The following is a 19,267-nucleotide window of genomic DNA, read 5'->3' on the forward strand; positions in this document are numbered from 1 at the left end:
GTTGTCAGCGGTTCTTGCCGGGAACCCATAGCACGTCGGCATTTCCGTTGTCATTGACCGCCCGGGCGGCGACGAACAGGAAGTCGGAGACGCGGTTGATGTATTTCAGCGCTTCGCGGTTGACGTGCTCGGCCGGGTCCTGCGCCAGCGCCACCATGAGGCGCTCGGCGCGCCGTGTTACGGTGCGCGCAAGATGCAGGGCTGCCGCGGCAGGCGTGCCGCCGTTCAGCACGAAGGACTTCAGCGGCTGCAGGTCCTTGTTGAGAGCATCGATGTCCTTTTCGACGCGCCCGGTCTGCGCGGCGACGATGCGCAGCGGCTCGTAGCCGAGCGGTTTGCCGTCGTCCGGCACCGCAAGGTCGGCGCCGAGGTCGAAAAGATCGTTCTGGATGCGGGAGAGCATGGCGTCGAGCGCCGGATGATCGGTTGCGGTGTGGACGCGCGCCATGCCGACGCAGGCATTTGCTTCGTCGACCGTGCCGTAGGCTTCGACGCGCAGATCTGACTTCAGGCGCCGCTCGCCGCTGCCCAGACCGGTAGTGCCGTCGTCGCCGGTACGGGTATAGATCTTGTTGAGCTTGACCATCTTCTCCTCCCCGGCCCGTTACTTGCGGGTGAAGTAGACGGTCAGCATGATCAGCACCAGAGCTATGAACTGCAGCAGTACGCGGGCCTGCATCAGCTTGTTGGAGGTGAAGCCTGAGCCGCCGCGCATCATGTTGACGAGGCCGCGGATCAGCACGACCACGACGGCAGCCATGACGACAATGGCGAGGATGTTGAAGACGGTTGCCATGGTGCTGGCTCCAGTTGGGTTTCGGTCAGGCCCGCCTGGCGAGCACGCGGTAGAGCATCGAGGCCGGCAGGATGCGCTTGAGCGCCACGCCGATTCTGGCCGGCACCGTTACCACATAATGCGGGTGCGGGCGCTGTGACAGAAGCGCGTGGCGCAAGGCAGCATGGACCACCTCAGGTCCGGGCTTCAGACGCGAGACGCTGCCGCCGGCCTTGAGCCGCGCGAGCTGCGCCTGGTAGTCGGCGCGGTGAACGGAGTTCTCGACGTCGATGTTCTTCAAGAACCATGCCAGGCCGTTGCTGGCGATCTTCGAGGTCACCGGCCCCGGCTCGATCAACGAGACATGAATGCCGCTGCCTTCGAGCTCCTGGCGCAGGCAAAGCATCAGGCCTTCGACGGCATGTTTCGACGCCGAATAGGCGCCGCGAAAACGGACCGGGGCGAGCCCCAGGATCGAGGAGCAGTGGACGAGGCGGCCATGGCCCTGGCGACGCATGACCGGCACGACGCGGCGGGTTAGGTCGTGCCAGCCGAAGAAATTGGCTTCGAACTGCTCGCGCAGCGCTTCGACCGGCAGGTCCTCGACGGCACCGGGCTGCGCGTAGGCGCCATTGTTGAACAGCGCGTCGAGCGTGCCGCCCGTGCGCTCCAGCACGGCCTCGGCCAGGGCGGCGATGGACTCAGGCTCGCGATAGTCGAGATAGAAGGCTTCGATGCCCTCCGTCTCGAGCGCGGCGATGTCGGCCGGTGTGCGGGCCGTGGCGAACACGCGCCAGCCTTCCGCCTTCAATGCCCGCGCGCAATAGGCGCCTATGCCGGAGGAGGTGCCGGTGACGATGATGCTGCGCAACTGTTCAGCGGTGGGCAACGTTGTGGGACCTGGGGTTGCCATTTGCCGCAATCCCTTCCCATATTCGCGGCGTCGACACAATCGAGCGGAGCGCGGGTCCTTGCTCAGGAATATCGTCGCGGTCAAGCGCGTGCTCTACGATGCGATCGGCCATTTCACCACCGACGATGGCTGGGCAATGGCCAGCCATCTGGCGATCACCTCGCTGATGGCGCTGTTTCCGTTCCTGATCTTCGCAACGACGCTGGCCAGCTTTCTCGGCGCGCGCGCCTTCGCCGACACGGCCGTGCATCTGGTCTTCGACACCTGGCCGGAGCAGATTGCCAAGCCGATCGCGCGCGAGGTGCAGAATGTGCTCACCGTGCGGCGCAGCGACCTCCTGACCTACGGCGTGCTCTTAGCCGCCTACTTCGCCTCGAACGGCATCGAGGCGCTAAGGACCTCGCTCAACCGCGCCTATCGCGTTACCGAGACGCGCGGCATCATCCACCGCCGGGTGCAGAGCATCGTCTTCGTGCTGATCGCGACGGCCTGCTTTCTCGCCGTCAGCGTGCTTCTGGTGCTCGCGCCCCTGCTCGCGCGGCTGGCCGAGGCGCATCTGGAATGGATCAAGCCCTATATGGGCACGATCACCATATGGCGTTACGTGATCGCCTCGACGGTCATCATCATCGGCCTGTTCGCGGTGCATATCTGGCTGCCGGCCGGCAAGCGCCGCTTCGTTTCCATCGTTCCGGGCATCGTCTTCACGCTGGTCGCGTGGCTGGCCGGCTCGACCATCTTCGCCACCTATCTCGACCATTTCTCGTCCTATGTGACGACCTATGCGGGGTTGGCCTCGATCATGATCGCGGTGGTGTTCCTCTACATCATCTCGGCCATTTTCATCCTTGGCGGCGAGCTCAATGCCGCGATCAGCCGCTATCTCGAGGCGCGCGCCCGCGTGGGTTGAGCTCTGTCCTGACGGGCGGTCGCGAGCCCGACGCCCAAAGTGGCGATCGCCATGCCGGCGATCTGCAGCAGAGTGAGCTCTTCGCCGAACAGAGCCCACGCGATGACGGCGGTTACGGCGGGCACAAGATAGAACAGCGATGCGACCTTCGACATCTCGCCGTCCCTGATCATCACCATCAACAGGAAGATGGCGCCGAGAGACAGCACCAGGACCAGCCATGCCATGGCAAAGATGAGCTCGCCGTTGACGGTGATGGTGCGCGTCTCGAAGGCGAGCGCCCCCAGGATCGTGACGACCGAGCCTCCGACATACTGCCACATGGTCGCCGAGACGAGGTCGCCGCCGGAGGCGAAGCGCTTTTGCCAGATCGTACCAGCGGCCATGCCGAGCACCGAGACCAGCGAGGCCGTCAGCGTTGCCGCGGTAACACCGCCGCCAATCATGCCGAGCTTTGGCCAGAGCACGATGACGACGCCCAGAAGCCCGACGGCAAGGCCCGCCCAATGGCGCGGCAGGATCGCCTCGCCGAGAAATTTGCCGGCGAGCACCGCCGTGATCAGCGGCTGCAGGCCGACGATCAGCGCCGAAAGCCCGGCCGGCATGCCTCTGTGGATCGCCCAGAAGACGCCGCCCAGATAGACGCCGTGCATTAGGAAGCCGGCCACCGTCGCATGAAGCGCCTCCTCGCGGGTGGCCCGTCGCGAGCCGATAAGGACGGTCAGTCCCGCAAACAGGATCGCCGCCAGCACGAAGCGGATGGCAAGGAAGGTGAACGGCTCCGCCCATGGCATTGCATAGCGCGCGCCGATGAAGCCGGTCGCCCACAGAACGACGAAAGAGGCGGGGATGAACCGCTTGATGCTGTGCATTGGAAGGAGGGCTCTGGCTGCGCGTGAAAAGTTGACGTCGGCAATTGCTCTAATGCCGATCAATTCGGCAAGCAAAACGAAACGGTTGATCCATAAGCTCATCCGAATTCAACAAACGGTGCCAAGAGGGGCATGGCGTTAAGGCACGCCATGAGCAGGCATGCTTTTGCATCTCGGGACGACATGGCTGCTGTTCGCGGTCGCCACCGTCGCGGTCTTCGGATTCTTCTTCGGCACCGCGCTCGATGCCATCATGAAGGACGACGGCTTCGGCTCGACCGGCAACACGCTGCTCTTCACGCTGGGCTTCTTCGTCGCGGTGATGATCGCCAATGAGCACGGCATCACCTTCCGGGATATCAAGCTAGCTGTGGCATGGGGATTGAGCGGCGCCTTCGTCTTCATCAGCGTGATGGCGCTGATCAAGGCCGGACTGGCTCGCTTGTAGTCAAAGCCCAACGAGCCGCATGACATCCTGCGGCGACACGCCTGCCTGCCTGAGTGCGGCAAGACCGGTGTCCTTGAAACTCTTGGACAGCTTCCGCCCGTCCGAGCCGAGGATCAGCCGATGGTGGAAGTAGCGCGGCGCGGGGAGGCCAAGCAGGTCCTGCAACAAGCGCTGCACGCTGGTCGCCGCGTAAAGGTCCTGACCACGCACGACATGGCTGACGCCCTGCAGCGCGTCGTCGACGACGACCGCGAGATGGTAGCTGGTCGGGATATCGCGGCGCGCCACGACGACGTCGCCCCAGGCCTGCGGCGATGCGTCGACCGTTTGCGTCGCGGCCATGGCCTCGTCGGTGAACTCGACCCATGACAAGGCGCCCGGCATGCGCGCCATGGCTGCCTCGATGTCGAGCCGCCAGGCAAAAGGCGTGTTCTCGGCAATGCGCCGCCTGCGCTCCTTAGACGGAAGTGCCTTGTCGAGCGGCGGATAAAGCGGCACGCCGTCGGGGTCGCGCGGCCAATCGCGGCCGCGTTTCTCGGTCTCGGCAATGAAGGCGCGGATCTCGCCGCGGCTCATGAAGGCGGGATAGACGAGTTCCTCGGCGATCAGCCGGTCGAGCACGGCCCTGTATTCGGAAAAATGTTCGGACTGGCGCCGCACGGGCTCTTCCCATTCGAACCCCAGCCATTCCAGGTCGCGCAATATGCCGGCCTCGAATTCCGGCGTGCAGCGGATGACATCGATGTCCTCGATGCGCAGCAACAGCCGTCCTCCCGCCCGCGCCGCCATTTGCCGGTTCAGCAGGGCCGAATAGGCGTGGCCGAGATGCAGCTCGCCATTGGGGCTCGGCGCGAAGCGGAATGTCAGGAGCGTCATGTCTCGGACGGCATTCGGGTTGAAAGGCGCTTCCGCCGGTTGATAGTTAGCATCAATTGCCACTTCATGAGCGCCCTGGGAACAAGCAAACGTGCAACGCATCGCCTCGCTCGACGACATTGCGGCAGGACTCGACGCGCTCTGCCTGCTCGATCCACGGCTGGAGAAGGTACGCGGCATGGCCGGCGAGGTGCCGCTGAGGCTCTCCGAGCCCGGATTCGGCAGCCTCGCGTCGATCATCGTCTCGCAGCAGGTGTCCCGCGCTAGCGCCGATGCCATCTTCGGCCGGCTGATCAGGCTGGTCGATCCGCTGACGCCGGAAGGCATCCTTTGCGCTGGCGAGGATATTTTCCGCGAGGCCGGCCTGTCGCGGCCGAAGCAGCGCGGGCTGATCGCCATCGCGCAAGCCGTGGCCGGCGGGCTTGACCTCCACCATCTCTGCTCGCTTGACGCCGACGAGGCGATCGCGGCGATGACGGCGGTGCCGGGCATCGGACCGTGGACGGCGGAGTGCTACCTGCTGTTCGCCGCCGGCCACCCCGATGTGTTTCCCGCGCGCGACGTCGCGCTGCAGACGGCGGTCGGCCATGCCCTGGGCATCGACCCTCGTCCGCCGGAGAAAACTCTGATTCGACTGGCCGAATCATGGAGCCCGTGGCGAGGGGTCGCGTCGCGGCTTTTCTGGGCCTACTATCGGGAATTGAAGGGCAGGGACGCGGCGCCACCTGTCGAGATGGCCGAAAAAGCATGAAAATCATGCGTTTTTGAACGTTTCGCCGAACGACAATCCGCTTCACATCCCTGTCATGTCGGGCTTACAGTATCCGTGGCGTTCGGTTTGGAACGAAGGAGGCCAACTACGTGACGGTTGCCGTATCTCCGGATGGGCTTCCCGCGCTGGTGCTGAATGCGGATTACCGTCCGCTCAGCTATTACCCCCTGTCGCTCTGGTCGTGGCAGGACGCGATCAAGGCTGTGTTCCTCGACCGGGTCAATATCGTCGCCGAATACGAACACGCCGTCTCCTCGCCGACCTTCTCGATGAAGCTGCCGAGCGTGGTCAGTCTGAAGGCCTATGTGAAGCCGTCGCGGCATCCTGCTTTCACCCGCTTCAACGTCTTTCTGCGCGACCGCTTTCAGTGCCAGTATTGCGGCACGACCGACGATCTCACCTTCGACCATGTCATCCCGCGCCATCGCGGCGGGGCGACGACCTGGGAGAACGTCGTGGCCGCCTGCTCGCCCTGCAATCTCAGGAAAGGCGGCATGATGCCGGCGCAGGCCAAGATGTGGCCGCTGCAAAAACCCTATCAGCCGACCGTGCACGATCTGCACAACAACGGCCGCCTGTTCCCGCCCAACCATCTGCATGAAAGCTGGATGGATTATCTCTACTGGGATGTCGAATTGGAGCCTTGAGATCGTTCGATAATTCGGGAGGCTGGCTGCCTGAAGCAAGCGTCTGCGCTTCCGGTGCTCACGTGCTTTTTGTAGCTGCCGCATGTCCTTTTCGGAAAACCGAAACCACTTTTCCGGCACATGCGGGAGTCCGCTCCGCTCCGGTTCTCGACGCTCACTTCATTCGACTCGGCGCGCCGAATTCTTTGAACGATCTCGCGTTGGCGCTTTCGTGGCAGCTCAGTCGCGCGCGAGCGCGCAGCGTAAGGCGACGGCGGCCAGGATGAGGCTGGCGATGGCGTTCCAGCCGGCGAGCGACAGGCCGAGAATGCGAAGCGCGGCCTTGTCGCAGGAGGGCGGCACGAACTTGTCCAGCGCGTCGAGCACGCCCTTGCCGCCGGTGTCGACCGGACCGGCGCCGGCCGTGCAGTCGGCGGGCCCAGGCCACCAGGCCCATTCGACGCCGGAATGGTAGACGCCGAGATAGAGGCCATAGAGCATCAACAGGCCGCCGATCCCCAGCAGGCCGCGCGTCAGCCAGGCCGGTGCGCGCAGCATCGAGGCAACGGCCGCGACCAGCATCAGCGGCGCGCCGATGTAATAGGGCGTGCGCTGCTCCAGGCAGAGATGGCAGGGGATGTAGCCGCCGATATACTGGAAGGCGAGCGCCGAGCCGACGGTCGCTGCCATGGCGACGGCCAGGAACAGCGCGGCACGCGTCCGCTGGCGTCCAGTGTCGGCGGTCATGGTCGCTGTCATCGGTCGTGATCCGTTCGCTTGGCACCTAAAGCGCGCCGCGCAGAAATGAATTCAGGCGCCCGCTTGAGTCTTGTTTCGATGCATGTCGTTCTCCCAAAACCGCTGCGCACTTTTGGGCGACATGCATTATCCGTGGGCGTATCTGACCGCGATATAGAGCAAAATAAGGGCAGCGGCGCCGGCGCTGACGATCATGCCCAGCCGTTTCTCGATGAACTCCCTGATCGACTCGCCGTAGCGGCGCAGCAGCCAGGCAAGCAGCAGAAAACGGGCGCCGCGCGCAACGATCGCCAGCCCGATGAACAGCAGGAGGTTGACGCCGATGACGCCCGACAGAATCGTCACGACCTTGATCGGCGGCAAATGCGCCGCGCCCGAGGTGATCAGCATCAGGACGATGAAGCCGACGCCGGATGAGGTGCGCAGCTGCTCGAACTCGTCATACTTGCCGTAGAATTCCAGAATCGGCTTGGCGACCGCCTCGTAGGCGTAGTGGCCGATGAACCAGCCGGCGACGCCGCCGAGCACCGAGGCCACCGTTGCTACCAGCGCGTAGCGATAGGCGCGCTCCGGCTTGGACAGCGCCATCGGCAGATAGAGCACGTCGGCCGGAACCAGAAAGACCGAGCTTTCGACGAAGGCGATGAAGGCCAGCCACCATTCGGCCGATTTCCTTGCCGCCAGGGACATGGTCCAGTCGTAAAGTCCGCGAAGCATCGGCTCTCCTGAAAAGCGCGCAGTGGTTTTGGACACCGGGTGGCAGGAAGACAAGGTTTCAAAGCGCCGCATCCACCCTTTGGGATCCGAGGCGCCTCAACGCATCCCCTGTCTAGAAAGATTTTCCGCGCCGCACAATGGCGGCACCTGCACGAGACTGAAAGGCATGGCCGGGTGCAGGCAGCGCCTGCAAATCGGCAACAGGCCAGTTGACGAAAGCCCGTCCGCCCGTATAGTCCGCGCCCATCCAGGCCGCCCGGCCTGAGCCCCTATGGCGGAATTGGTAGACGCGCTCGACTCAAAATCGAGTTCCGCAAGGAGTGCTGGTTCGATCCCGGCTAGGGGCACCAATTGGTCTCTTTGACATCAACCAGGCAGTTGCCGAAGTGACGGAGGTTCATGGGCTGGCCAACCACTTCACAGGGCTACCGGCCGGTTACAAAGCATCCTGCGCCTGTACCTCTAAGGTTCGACGACGGAAGATCAGCCAGCCAAGGCTACACGCCAGTCCGACGTTCAGCAGCGCCAAGCCAGCGAGAGCTGCTAGAGTGCCGTGAGCGCCCACATGCTCCAACAATAGCGCTCCGACAGACGGCGCTGCTGCTTGAGCGATCAAGCTGGGCATGGCAAGTCGCCCCATCAGTCTCGCGTATCCCGACGGACCGAACAGAGCGAGCGGCAGCGTGCCTCGCGCTATCGTTTCGAGGCCGATGCCTGCACCGTAGAACGCCAGCGCCACAGGCACCACCTTAACCCCGGCCCAGAGCGCACCAATGCCGATGGCGACGAAGCTCACCGACGCGAACTTGGTCCAGATGGGATGATGGTAGCGGGCGATGATCATCTCGACGGCACGCGCCGACACCTGAGCGGGGCCGACCAGTGCCCCGAGCCCAACGGCAGCGGCGAGCGCCATGCCGCTGGCCTGCAAGATGGTGAGGAGATGAACCGACACAGTCGACGAAATGACCGCCGCCAAGGTCAGCGTGGCAGCCAGGACGACCATGATCGGAACTGAGGCCGGCTGAACTGGGGTGCCAACCTGCTCCTTTCCCGGCCGATCTGTGACGCTCGGCAGCGGTATCCCACGCGGCAACATTCCGAGATACAGAGGCAGGGCGAAGAACAACTGGACCGAAGCATAGACGAGGCATGTGCCGCGCCAGCCCGTCTCGCCCATCAGGAAGGCCGAGATCGGCCAACAGAACGTGCTGGCGAAGCCGCCGAACAGCGAAAGGGTTGTGATGGCCGAGCGCGCGCTGTGCCCGTAGAGCCGGCCGAGGGTCGCGAAAGCGGCATCGTACAAGCCCGCCCCCATTCCAAGCCCAACAACGAGCCACGCTGCGATGTAGGCGGCAAGGTTCGGCGAGGCAGCGAGCCCGATCTGGCCGATGCCGATGCAGCCGGCGCTGAACGCAAGAACGTTCCGGCCGCCGTGGCGCTCAATGGACGAGCCGACGCGAGGTGAGATCAGTCCGGCGACGAGCAGGCCAAGCGACAATCCACCCACGACCCAAGGCAGCGGCCAGCCGGTGTCGGCGGCGACCGTCGGCGCAATCACCGCCGGCAGGTAATAGGTGGACCCCCAGGCCATGATTTGGGTCAGGCCGAGGACGGTGATGATCGTTCGGCGACTGCGTTCCATCGGGCGTGATGCGATTAGGCTGCCACCCCGCACCCGCAGCCACCCTTGCCAGCGGCCTTCGCTTCAGCATCGGCGAGACAACAGGCGTCAGCCTCGGAAGAAGCGGGACCACCACAGCATCCGCCAGCGGTCGCGCGTATGGTCGACTGGGGAACCGTGCAGACGCCGGTTTCGGGTAGCACCAGTTGCACCGCATCCGCGGCCGCCATGTCGCCAGCAATGGCTGCCGCGACCGACCGCACCTGTTCATACCCGGTCAGCAGCAAGAAGGTCGGGGCGCGGCCGTAGCTCTTGATGCCGACAGTGTAGAAGTCGGGCTCGGGGTGGCTCAGTTCGCGATGACCGTGCGGGGGAACATCGCCGCAGGAGTGCTCGTTGGGGTCGATCAGAGGCCCCAGCGCCTTTACGCCCTCAAGCCATGGGTCAAGATCAAGCCTAAGCTCGCGCGTAAGGGACAGATCGGGCCGCTGGCCGGTCGCCGCGATGATGCGGTCGAAAGGCCCGAGAGTTTGTAGGCCGTCCTTTGTTTGACCTTCGACTGTCAGGCGGCCGTTTGCGCTGCGGATGGCCAGCGTTGCGAACCCAGTGACGAGCTTTGTGCGCCCGCTCTCCGCCAGTTCGCGAACGTCAGAACCAAGCTCGCCACGGGCAGGCAGTTGATCCAAGTCTCCGCCGCTGTAAATGCGAACCAGATCGGTCCCGCGTGTCGCCCAGACAAAAGTGGTTCCCGGCTCAACCGCAGCCAGCCTATCGAGATCGAGCAGGGCATTGGCGGCCGAATGGCCCGAACCGACAACAAGCGTGGCGCGGCCAGCATAAAGGGTGCGGTCGCGGCCGAGAATGTCGGGAAGGCCATAGGCGATCTTGTCTGCGAACTCCGCTTCGCCCTCCGCCGGGACACCACCGGCCCCAAGTGGATTTGGCGTCTGCCACGTGCCTGAGACGTCAATGACGGCCCGTGCACTGTCGCGCCTGATGCCTTCCCCGGTTTCGACCACCAGCATGAATGGTCGCGCCTTTCGATCTTTGCTCAAGACCTTGTCTGCGCCCCAGCGGGAGACAGCAGTCACGCGCGCACTGGTTTCGATGGACGAGGAGAGTTCTGGGAGCCTTGCTAGCGGCTCAAGGTAGCGGGCAATCAGTTCATCAGCGGTGGGGAACGCCTCGGGCTTGGGCATCGTCCAGCCGCTCTCCTCAAGACGCTTTCGGGCCGCCTGATCAACACAGTAGCGCCAAGGCGTGAACACCCGGACATGGCCCCAGTCCTTGAGATTTGTGGCGATGCCAGCGCCGGCCTCATAGACCTTCACCGGGAGCCCCCTTTGGATGAGCTGGACGGCAGCCGCCAAGCCGACCGGGCCGGCTCCGATGACGGCGACAGGGAGGGCGTCAGGGTCATTCATCGACATTTTTTCCATCCTTCCGGGATCATCGAAATACGATGCAAAAAAAGAGGCTATGCCGCCGCGTCGCTCTCCGTCGCGCCGCAAGCTGCGTCAGCACAGCACTCGTCAGCCAGGAAGCCGATCAAGTCGCGCATGATAGGATAGTTGGCCCGGCAGATGAGGGTCGTCGCCTGACGCTCCTGCGTCACGAGGCCGGTCAGAATGAGGCGATGCAGGTGATGGGACAGCGTCGAGGCCGCGATACCAAGGGTGTCCTGCAAGTACCCCACCGGCCGGCCAGCTTCGCCGGCTCTGACCAGTGTGCGATAGAGCTTGAGCCGTGTCGGGTTGCCGATGGCTTCGAGCTGTTTTGCGGCTTGTTCGAGTTTCATGGAAATAGACTGCACCCTCCGCCGCTGCCGGTCAACTCTATTTCGACAATGATCGAAATATGGTCAGACGAATTCCAAGTGCATCGGCAGGGAGTCGTCGCGGAAAGGGCAGCGAACATGGTGCCAAGGCTCCATGGGATTGAGGTCGTCAGCATGTGCAGGTCACCGACACCCTACCGCATATTCCCCGTATGCCCCTGCGAGTAGCGCCCCGGCTGCGGCCACACCGTCAGGCCGTGCGGCTCGACGCCGACGCGGATCTTCGTCACGGCGCCCGACGTCGTGTCGATCATATAGACCTCGCTGTCGAACCGGCCGGAGAGCCAGAGCTGCTTGCCGTCGGCGCCGACATTGCCCATGTCGGGGCTGCCGCCGCCGGGGATCGGCCATTGGGCGACGACCGAGCGGGTCGCGAAGTCGATCACCGTCACGCTGCCCGGCCCGTCGGCACGGCCCTGTTCCATTTTGTGCGAGCCGCGGTTCGAGACATAGAGCCGCTTGCCGTCGCGGCTGACGACGAAGCCGTGCGCGCCAATGCCCGTTGGAATGAAGCCAATCTCCTTGAAGCTGTCGCCGTCGATCAGGAAGACGCCGTCATTCATCATGTCGGCGACGTAGAAGACCTTGCCGTCGGGCGAGAGCCTTATGTCCTGCGGCATGCCCATCTTCGACAGGTCGAGATGGCCGAGCACCTTGCGGTTCTTCAGGTCGATCTTGGCCAGTCCGCCGTCGCCATACTCGCAAGTGAAGATCGCATAGGAATTGTCGGCCGCGAAATCGGCATGGTTGATGCCGGGGCAGGCCGGCGTCGGGATGACGGCTTGCAGCGCCATGGTCCGCGGATCGCGCAGATCGAGCCGCCTCAGGGCCTCGTCAACGATGATGGCGGCGCTGCCGTCCGGCATGAAATACATGTTGTAAGGATCGTCGACCGGCACCTGCTTGCCGGGCTTTCCGGTCGCCGGGTCGATCGGCGTCAGGCTGCCGTTCTTGCCGGTGCCGTTATTGGCCACCCAAAGCGTCTTCAGGTCCCAGGAAGGAACGACGTGCTGCGGCTTGCTGCCGACCGCAAACCTGTCGACCTCCTTCAGCGTCGCCGGGTCGATGACGGAAACGCTGTTCGAGGAACGGTTGGGCACATAGACGCGCGGCAACGCAGCTGCCGCGGCTGGAGCCATATGGCCGGCGGTGGTGTGGCTGTAGATGTCGACGGGCGCAGGCTCGGAGCAATCCTCGGGGCAGGACTCGGCGAAGGCTCGCGCCGGGAGCATGGCGAGCAGGACAAGCGGCGCACAGAGGCGGGCGAAGCGCAGGAAGGTTTCGAACATCTGGATGCTGTGTGAAGAGGCAGGCCGGATCCGGCCGCCGGATGCCATAGCCGGTGTGCGGCCTTTCATCTAGCGCCTTTTCAAGAGGCTCCGCATGCGATTGCGCAGGAGCCGCGCCATGTTGCGGGTCTCGCGGTAGAGATGGAGCTGCGAGGCCGCCTGGCGGGCCGGCCGGTCGGCGTCGGGCGTCAGGCCGACCACCAGCGTGCCCATCGGCTTGCGCTCCGTCCACAGGCGACTCATCACCGGATGGTCGGGCACCGCGCAGGAATCGGTCATGGCGACATTAGGATCATCGAGATGCTGCTTGGTCACCTCGATCATCAGCAGTGTGCCCGGCGAATAGGCCGAGAGCGTCTCGTCATACGCCGTCTTCCAGGTGTAGGCGACGCCCGCTTCGACGAAGACGACGAGAGAAGCGATCGTGCGGCCGTCGAGCGTCAGTGTGTGGATGCGGCACATGTCGTGCTCGGCGAGCCTGTGCACCGCCTCGCGGGCGAAGGCGGCGCGGTAGCGGTCGATCGCCATGGCCGTGCGCTCGCGGCCCTTCCAGCCGGCCGCCTCCAGTGTCAGGAAGCTTTCAATGGCGTGGCGGATCTCGTCCGGTCCGCGCGCCACCACATGGTCCAGCTTGCCAAGGCCGGCGAGGCGCCGCTTGAGCCGGCGGAATTCGCGATAGTGATGCGCGCGCAGCGAGGCCTTGAGGTAGTCGTCGCCGTCGGCATCGCTTTCCAGCACCGGGCGCTCGGCCTTGCCGGTGACGACCAGGGTCAGGCCGCGGCTGTCGGCAAAGGAGGTGAGCAGGCTCGCCACCGGGCCGTCCAGCTTGATGTCGGGCAGCACGAAGACCTTCGGCAATTTGAGATGCGGCCTGGACAGCATCGAGAAGAAATCCTCGATGACGCCGACCGGATCGTCACGATCGACCAGCGGCGTGCCGAGCGGGCCGAACGGGCTCGACCATGTGCGCATGACCGGGACGCCGAGCGGAATTGCGGGGCGCTCGACCGAGAACGGCACAAGGAGCCGCAGCCGGTTGCGGAACTCGTCGCCGTCGCGGATCACCGCCAGCCGCACTTCGCGGTCCTCGAGCCTCGGCATGGCCGGCGCCAGGAAGCGCGGGTTGAAGAAGACGTTGGGCTCGATCGCGCGGGCGCTAAGATAGTCGAGCTCCTCGACCAGGTCGAAGCCGGCCGAGGCGGGATAGATCGCGAGCTTGCGCTCCGGCCGGTTGTTGGCGAACAGCTCGATATGGGCGGGATCGGCCTCCCTGACGAGGCCGGCAAGGCCCGACACCATGGCGCCGGCGGGCCCGCCGCTGGTCTCTTCAAGCAGCGGAATGGCGGCCATCAGGCGACTTCCTTATTTGCGGGCACGAAGATCGCCATGACGATGCCGAGCTTGCGCCAGACGGTGAAGGACAGCGCGCCGGCCTCGAAGACCATCGCGAGGCTGGTGGCGATCGCCGCGCCCCAGAGGCCGAAGAGCGGGATCAGAACCACATTGAGAGCGATATTCAGCGCGAGCGTCATGGCATAGACGGCGGCGCAGATGTTCTGGTTGCCGCTCATGGTGAGCAGGCTTTCGCAGGGGCCGACGGCGCCGCGCGCGACGACGCCGAAGACCAGCAGGAAAAGCAGCGGATAGCCGGCGGTGAATTCAGGGCCGAACAGCACCAGCATCGGCTCGCCGAGCGCCAGCACCAGCAGCGCCATCGCGAGCGAGGGCCAGAAGGTCCAGGAGACGGTCTCGCGGGCGAAGGCGGCGAGCCTTTCCGGCTCGCCATGGGTGAATTGCGCATAGCGCTGGGCAACGCCCGCCTTGACGGCGAAATAGACGAAATGCACCAGAGCCAGCGTTTTCACGGTGGCGAAATAGACGGCGACGTCATTGGGCTCGAGATAGGCGCCGACCATCAGCACGTCGGCATTGGTGAGCAGGAAGAAAAAACTCTCGACCAGGAAGATCGGGAGCGAGACCAGGAACCACTGGCCGAAATGCACGGTCATCGACCCGGCCGGGATCTGCTTGTCCATGCGCGAGGTCACGCCCATCAGTTGGCCGAGCGTCGTGGTATAGGTGGCGGCGATCGAGGCGAAGATCGCGGTCTTGGCATCCGGCACGTAGTGCATAGCGAGCATAAGCGCCATGAACACCAGGATCAGCACCGGCCGCACCAGATAGGTCGGCGACAGCGCGAACAGCGCCCATGAGTTCGCCCGCGCCAGTCCCTGAAGGAGGTCGCCCATCGCGATCATCGGCAGGCAGATGACGCCGAGGATGAAGGGGACGACGTAGTAGTTCTCGATCCAGGGCGAGGCGAGCCAGACGCCGAGCGCGCCCAGCCCCGCGATGACCGTCGAGGCGACAAGCACGAACAGCCGGCTCGCCAGCACGATGCCGCGCAGCTCGGCGAGCATGCCGCGCTCGCGATATTCGGGAATGAAACGGATGACCGAGGTGTGGAAGCCGAGGCAGGCGAGGTTGCCGACGATGACCATCGTCACCCAGACCAGCACGAAGATGCCGTATTCGAACGAGCCCATCCAGCGTGCCATCAGCACCTGGCTGACGAAGGCGATGACCGCGCTGACGATGCGGATGGTGAATGCGATCAGCGACATGCGGCCGGCTTCGCCGCGTTCGTCGGCGCTGAACAGCACGGCGTCGATGCGGCCAAGCAGCGGCCGCATGCGCAGCGCCCAGCGCTGCGGCAAGAACCGCCCGGCAGTCGTCGCCGCGGAAAAGCGCACCCCGAATACTCTCCGTTTTCCGCCTGTTTCCAAGGTTTCGGTGTATGCGAAACACATTAAGAAACGGTTGGGTGGAGGGCTTCCTTCTCCCCGTCATATCCGGGAAGAAGAAGTGAAGGGGATCAGGCGAAGGCGCCGTGGCAGTGCTTGTATTTCTTGCCGGAGCCGCACGGGCAGGCCTCGTTGCGGCCGACCTTGCCCCAAGTCGCGGGATTCTTCGGATCGCGATTTTCGGGTGCCACCATGGCATGGGATTCCTGGCGGACCAACAACGCCGTCTCGCCGCCCTGGAAGTCGTCCTCGCCTGTTGTGCCGTCGATATGGCTGCCGAACATATCCGGCGCCGAGGGTGGCGGCGCTTCAGCCGCCTGGCGGACCAGCTCGACGCGCATCAACTGCGCGGTCACGGCCTGGCGCAGATTGCCGAGCATGCCCTGGAATAGCTCGAAGGCCTCGCCCTTGTATTCCTGCAGCGGATCGCGCTGGGCATAGCCGCGGAAGCCCACGACCGAACGCAGATGGTCGAGGTTGACGATGTGCTCGCGCCACAGATGGTCGAGCGTCTGCAGCACGACCGAACGCTCGACATAGCTCATGACGTCGGGGCCGAAGCGCTCGGCGCGTTCCTTGGCGGCTGCCTCGGCGGCGGCGGAGATGCGCTCGCGGATGTCGTCCTCGGCGATGCCCTCCTCCTTGACCCAGTCGTCAATCGGCAGGTCGAGATTGAGGTACTGCGCCACTTCCTCCTTCAGGCCGGCGACGTTCCACTGCTCGGCATAGGCGTTTTCCGGGATGTTCTTGGCGACGATTTCCTCGATGACGCCCTCGCGCATCTCGGCCACCGTCTCCGACAGGCCTTCGCCATCCATCAGCTCGATGCGCTGCTCGAAAACCACCTTGCGCTGGTCGTTGGAGACGTCATCGTATTTCAGCAGGTTCTTGCGGATGTCGAAGTTGCGCGCCTCGACCTTCTTCTGCGCCTTCTCCAGCGCCTTGTTGATCCACGGGTGGATGATGGCCTCGTCTTCCTTGAGGCCGAGCTTCTGCAGCATGCCGTCCATGCGCTCGGAGCCGAAGATGCGCATCAGATCGTCCTGCAGCGACAGGAAGAATTTCGAACGGCCAGGATCACCCTGGCGGCCGGAACGTCCGCGCAGCTGGTTGTCGATGCGGCGCGATTCATGGCGCTCGGTGGCCAAGACGTAGAGTCCGCCGGCGGCCAGCGCCTTTTCCTTCAGCTGCGCGACGTCGTCGCGGATCTGCTGTTCGCGCGCTTCGCGCTCCGGGCCGGCGGGCATATCCGCCAGTTCTTCGGCGATGCGCATGTCGGCATTGCCGCCGAGCTGGATGTCGGTACCGCGTCCAGCCATGTTCGTGGCGATGGTGATGGCGCCGGGCTTGCCGGCCTGGGCGACGATAGCCGCCTCGCGCTCGTGGTGGCGGGCGTTGAGCACCTCGAAATTCTTGACGCCTTCCTTGCGCAGGCGCTCGGCCAGCTGCTCGGATTTCTCGATCGAGGTGGTGCCGACCAGGATCGGCTGGCCGCGCTCTCGCGCGTCGCGGATCTCCTTGACGATGGCCTTGTACTTCTCTTCCACCGTCCGGTAGACCTCGTCGTCCTCGTCCCTGCGGGCGACCGGCAGGTTGGTCGGGATCTCGGTGACTTCGAGATTGTAGATGTTGGCGAATTCCTCCGCCTCGGTCAGCGCCGTGCCGGTCATGCCGGCGAGCTTCTTGTAAAGGCGGAAATAGTTCTGGAAGGTGACGGAGGCCAGCGTCTGGTTCTCCGGCTGGATCTGCACATGCTCCTTGGCCTCGAGGGCCTGGTGCAGGCCTTCCGAATAGCGGCGGCCGGGCATCATGCGGCCGGTGAACTCGTCGATGATGACGATCTCGCCGTTGCGCACGATGTAGTCCCTGTCCTTCTGGAACAGCAGGTGCGCCTTCAGCGCATTGTTGACGTGGTGGACGATGGCGACGTTCTCGACGTCGTAGAGCGACTCGCCCTTCAACAGGCCGGCATCGCGCAGCATGTTTTCCAGCTTCTCGGTGCCGTCCTCGGTGAAGATCGTGGTTTTCTGTTTTTCATCGACCTCGTAGTCGGCCGGGCCGAGCTTCAGCATGAAGGCGTCGATGGTGTTGTACATTTCCGAGCGGTCCTCGAGCGGACCGGAAATGATCAGCGGCGTGCGCGCCTCGTCGACAAGGATCGAGTCGACTTCGTCGACGATGGCGTAGGCATGGCCGCGCTGGACCATCTGCGAGCGCTCATACTTCATGTTGTCGCGCAGATAGTCGAAGCCGAGCTCGTTGTTGGTGGCGTAGGTAACGTCGGCGGCGTAGGCCTCGCGGCGCTCGTCGTCGGAGAGGCCGTGTACGATGATGCCGACGGTGAGGCCGAGGAACTTGTAGACGCGGCCCATCCATTCGGCGTCGCGCTTGGCAAGATAGTCGTTGACCGTGACGACATGGACGCCCTTGCCGGCGAGCGCGTTGAGATAGACCGGCAAGGTGGCGACCAGCGTCTTGCCCTCACCGGTGCGCATCTCGGCGATGCCGCCATTGTGCAGCACCATGCCGCCGATCAATTGGACATCGAAGGGACGCATGCCGAGAACGCGGCGGGCCGCCTCTCGCACCGTGGCAAAGGCCGGGATCAGCAGGTCGTCGAGCGAGGCGCCATTGGCGAAGTCCTGGCGGAATTTCTCGGTGCGGCCGGCAAGCTCGGCATCGGAGAGCGCCCGCATCTCGTTTTCCAACCCATTGATGGCCTCGACCCGGGGCCTGGTCGCCTTGACTCGGCGGTTGTTGGAAGAGCCGAAAACCTTACGCGCGAGAGCGCCGAGACTGACCATCCAATGGTCCTTTCGATAGCAATTTTAGCCGTTTGCGACAGGCGCCTGGCGGGCCCATGAAATCCGCGTGAATGCGGACAAACGCAAAAAGCGCCCGGAAAACGGTTCTGGACGCCAAGTCGTTGGACAGATAAGAGGGGGCTCAACTGATGTCAACGCCGCGTTAGCCCTATGGGCAGCGCCAAATTCCGCCACAATCGGACTGATCTGGAACCTTCCCGTTCAAGCGATCCTTATCGGCAATCCCCATTGGAGTTATCTTGATGTCCCTGTCGTTCCGCCGCGCGTCGCTCGCCAGCCTAGGCTTGGCCTTCGGGCTCTCGGCTCTTTCGCTGTCGCCGCTGATGGCGCAGGAAACCAAGCCCGCCCAGCCGGGCGCGGCGGCTCCCGCAGCCGCTCCCGTGGATCCCAACGCCGTGGTCGCCACCATCAACGGCGAGAAGCTGACCGAGGCCGACCTCGCGCTGGCCGAAGGCGAGCTGTCGCAGCAGTTCGCGCAGCTGCCGCCGGAACAGCGCCGCGCCGCTGCTCTTTCGGCGGCCATTGAAATCCGCGTCATGGCGAAGAAAGCGGTCGACAGCGGCCTCGACAAAGACGCCGATTTCCTGCGTCGGATGGCCTTCCTGCAGCAGCGCGCCCTGCACGGCGAGGTCGTCGAGAAGGAAGTCGTCGACAAGGTGACGGATGCAGATGTCCGCGCCCGCTACGACCAGGAAATTGCCAACACGCCGCCGGTCAATGAGATTCACGCCCGTCACATCCTCGTGAAGACGAAGGAAGAAGCCGAGGCGATCATCAAGCAGCTCGACGGCGGCGCCGATTTCCAGAAGCTCGCCAACGAGCACACCAGCGACCCGAGCGGCAAGTCGAATGGCGGCGACCTCGGCTGGTTCGGTCCCGGGCAGATGGTGCCGGAGTTCGACAAGGCCGCGTTTGCGCTTGATGTCGGCAAGTACAGCAAGGAGCCGGTGCAGTCGCAGTTCGGCTGGCATGTCATCAAGGTCGAGGACAAGCGCGCCAAGCAGCCGCCGGCCTTCGACGACGTCAAGGACCAGGCCAAGCAGGCCGTCATCCGCGACAAGTATTTCGCCATGGTCAAGGAATTGCGCGGCGCCGCCAAGATCGAGATCCCGGACGCGAAGCTGAAGTCGGCGGTCGACACGCTGGAGAGCGGCAAGTAAGCCGGCCAGCCTGAAAGATGCTGCTCAGGGCGCCTTCGGGCGCCCTTTCGCATTTCAGGC

At 64.3% G+C, this 19,267-nt stretch carries 19 protein-coding genes and 1 tRNA gene; 6 read left to right on the forward strand and 14 right to left on the reverse strand.

The annotated features are described in order from the left end of the window. Nucleotides 1-4 precede the first annotated feature (4 nt). The 3 genes from CK222_RS07785 to CK222_RS07790 are packed head-to-tail and all read right to left on the reverse strand — an operon-like array spanning nucleotide 5 to nucleotide 1,688. Nucleotides 5-586, reverse strand: a complete 582-nt coding sequence (locus tag CK222_RS07785) for a cob(I)yrinic acid a,c-diamide adenosyltransferase (protein ID WP_095782417.1) — start codon at nucleotides 584-586, stop codon at nucleotides 5-7. A gap of 18 nt (nucleotides 587-604) precedes the next feature. After that, nucleotides 605-796, reverse strand: a complete 192-nt coding sequence (locus CK222_RS32195) for a twin transmembrane helix small protein (RefSeq protein WP_066990167.1) — start codon at nucleotides 794-796, stop codon at nucleotides 605-607. Between the two features lie 25 nt (nucleotides 797-821). Continuing rightward, on the reverse strand, nucleotides 822-1,688 hold the full coding sequence (locus CK222_RS07790) for an SDR family oxidoreductase (protein WP_082953634.1): 867 nt from the start codon (nucleotides 1,686-1,688) through the stop codon (nucleotides 822-824). Between the two features lie 58 nt (nucleotides 1,689-1,746). Between CK222_RS07790 and CK222_RS07795 the strand changes: the two genes are divergently transcribed. Further along, on the forward strand, nucleotides 1,747-2,598 hold the full coding sequence (locus tag CK222_RS07795) for a YihY/virulence factor BrkB family protein (RefSeq protein WP_095799916.1): 852 nt from the start codon (nucleotides 1,747-1,749) through the stop codon (nucleotides 2,596-2,598). On the opposite strand, the gene CK222_RS07800 is transcribed toward CK222_RS07795, so the two are convergent. Continuing rightward, nucleotides 2,568-3,470, reverse strand: coding sequence for a DMT family transporter (locus tag CK222_RS07800; protein WP_095799917.1), 903 nt, complete (start codon nucleotides 3,468-3,470; stop codon nucleotides 2,568-2,570). The two genes, CK222_RS07795 and CK222_RS07800, sit on opposite strands and share 31 nt — an antisense overlap. Nucleotides 3,471-3,630: 160 nt before the next feature. On the opposite strand from CK222_RS07800, the gene CK222_RS07805 reads away from it, so the two are divergent. Next, the gene (locus CK222_RS07805; protein WP_066990158.1) at nucleotides 3,631-3,918 is read left to right on the forward strand and encodes a hypothetical protein; all 288 of its coding nucleotides are present in this window, start codon (nucleotides 3,631-3,633) and stop codon (nucleotides 3,916-3,918) included. On the opposite strand, the gene gluQRS is transcribed toward CK222_RS07805, so the two are convergent. Beyond that, nucleotides 3,919-4,794 carry a tRNA glutamyl-Q(34) synthetase GluQRS gene (gluQRS, locus tag CK222_RS07810; RefSeq protein ID WP_095799918.1) on the reverse strand — a complete coding sequence of 292 codons (876 nt, stop codon included), beginning with the start codon at nucleotides 4,792-4,794 and terminating at the stop codon, nucleotides 3,919-3,921. It lies immediately after the preceding gene. Between the two features lie 91 nt (nucleotides 4,795-4,885). On the opposite strand from gluQRS, the gene CK222_RS07815 reads away from it, so the two are divergent. Both CK222_RS07815 and CK222_RS07820 read left to right on the forward strand, forming a co-directional pair. Next, nucleotides 4,886-5,545 carry a DNA-3-methyladenine glycosylase gene (locus CK222_RS07815; protein WP_095799919.1) on the forward strand — a complete coding sequence of 220 codons (660 nt, stop codon included), beginning with the start codon at nucleotides 4,886-4,888 and terminating at the stop codon, nucleotides 5,543-5,545. Nucleotides 5,546-5,655: 110 nt separating this feature from the next. Then, nucleotides 5,656-6,213, forward strand: a complete 558-nt coding sequence (locus CK222_RS07820) for an HNH endonuclease (RefSeq protein ID WP_040970486.1) — start codon at nucleotides 5,656-5,658, stop codon at nucleotides 6,211-6,213. Between the two features lie 219 nt (nucleotides 6,214-6,432). On the opposite strand, the gene CK222_RS07825 is transcribed toward CK222_RS07820, so the two are convergent. Next, nucleotides 6,433-6,951, reverse strand: coding sequence for a disulfide bond formation protein B (locus tag CK222_RS07825; protein ID WP_095799920.1), 519 nt, complete (start codon nucleotides 6,949-6,951; stop codon nucleotides 6,433-6,435). Nucleotides 6,952-7,077: 126 nt separating this feature from the next. After that, nucleotides 7,078-7,668 (reverse strand): YqaA family protein, encoded by a 591-nt coding sequence (locus CK222_RS07830; protein WP_066990147.1) that lies wholly within the window; start codon nucleotides 7,666-7,668, stop codon nucleotides 7,078-7,080. Nucleotides 7,669-7,933: 265 nt separating this feature from the next. Here CK222_RS07830 and CK222_RS07835 point away from each other — a divergent pair. Next, a tRNA-Leu gene (locus CK222_RS07835) sits at nucleotides 7,934-8,018 on the forward strand. An 86-nt stretch (nucleotides 8,019-8,104) separates the two neighbouring features. Here CK222_RS07835 and CK222_RS07840 read toward each other — a convergent pair. The 7 genes from CK222_RS07840 to secA form a co-directional block, all read right to left on the reverse strand. Beyond that, nucleotides 8,105-9,313 carry an MFS transporter gene (locus CK222_RS07840; RefSeq protein WP_095799921.1) on the reverse strand — a complete coding sequence of 403 codons (1,209 nt, stop codon included), beginning with the start codon at nucleotides 9,311-9,313 and terminating at the stop codon, nucleotides 8,105-8,107. A gap of 14 nt (nucleotides 9,314-9,327) precedes the next feature. Continuing rightward, nucleotides 9,328-10,716 (reverse strand): NAD(P)-binding protein, encoded by a 1,389-nt coding sequence (locus CK222_RS07845; protein ID WP_095799984.1) that lies wholly within the window; start codon nucleotides 10,714-10,716, stop codon nucleotides 9,328-9,330. A gap of 53 nt (nucleotides 10,717-10,769) precedes the next feature. Then, a complete protein-coding gene (locus tag CK222_RS07850) occupies nucleotides 10,770-11,090 on the reverse strand; it encodes a metalloregulator ArsR/SmtB family transcription factor (protein ID WP_066990141.1) in 321 nt (106 codons plus the stop codon). A 173-nt stretch (nucleotides 11,091-11,263) separates the two neighbouring features. Then, on the reverse strand, nucleotides 11,264-12,418 hold the full coding sequence (locus CK222_RS07855; RefSeq protein WP_095799985.1) for a YncE family protein: 1,155 nt from the start codon (nucleotides 12,416-12,418) through the stop codon (nucleotides 11,264-11,266). A gap of 69 nt (nucleotides 12,419-12,487) precedes the next feature. Beyond that, nucleotides 12,488-13,768, reverse strand: coding sequence for a GNAT family N-acetyltransferase (locus CK222_RS07860; protein WP_095799922.1), 1,281 nt, complete (start codon nucleotides 13,766-13,768; stop codon nucleotides 12,488-12,490). Then, nucleotides 13,768-15,171, reverse strand: coding sequence for a lipopolysaccharide biosynthesis protein (locus CK222_RS07865; protein ID WP_095799923.1), 1,404 nt, complete (start codon nucleotides 15,169-15,171; stop codon nucleotides 13,768-13,770). The genes CK222_RS07860 and CK222_RS07865 overlap by 1 nt, the downstream gene beginning before the upstream one ends. Before the next feature lie 122 nt (nucleotides 15,172-15,293). Beyond that, nucleotides 15,294-18,026, reverse strand: coding sequence for a preprotein translocase subunit SecA (secA, locus tag CK222_RS07870; protein WP_095799924.1), 2,733 nt, complete (start codon nucleotides 18,024-18,026; stop codon nucleotides 15,294-15,296). A gap of 263 nt (nucleotides 18,027-18,289) precedes the next feature. On the opposite strand from secA, the gene CK222_RS07875 reads away from it, so the two are divergent. Continuing rightward, the gene (locus CK222_RS07875; RefSeq protein WP_066990127.1) at nucleotides 18,290-19,207 is read left to right on the forward strand and encodes a peptidylprolyl isomerase; all 918 of its coding nucleotides are present in this window, start codon (nucleotides 18,290-18,292) and stop codon (nucleotides 19,205-19,207) included. Nucleotides 19,208-19,267 lie beyond the last annotated feature (60 nt).

The sequence above is a fragment of the Mesorhizobium sp. WSM3866 genome (genome assembly GCF_002294795.1).
Taxonomy (GTDB): Bacteria; Pseudomonadota; Alphaproteobacteria; order Rhizobiales; family Rhizobiaceae; genus Mesorhizobium.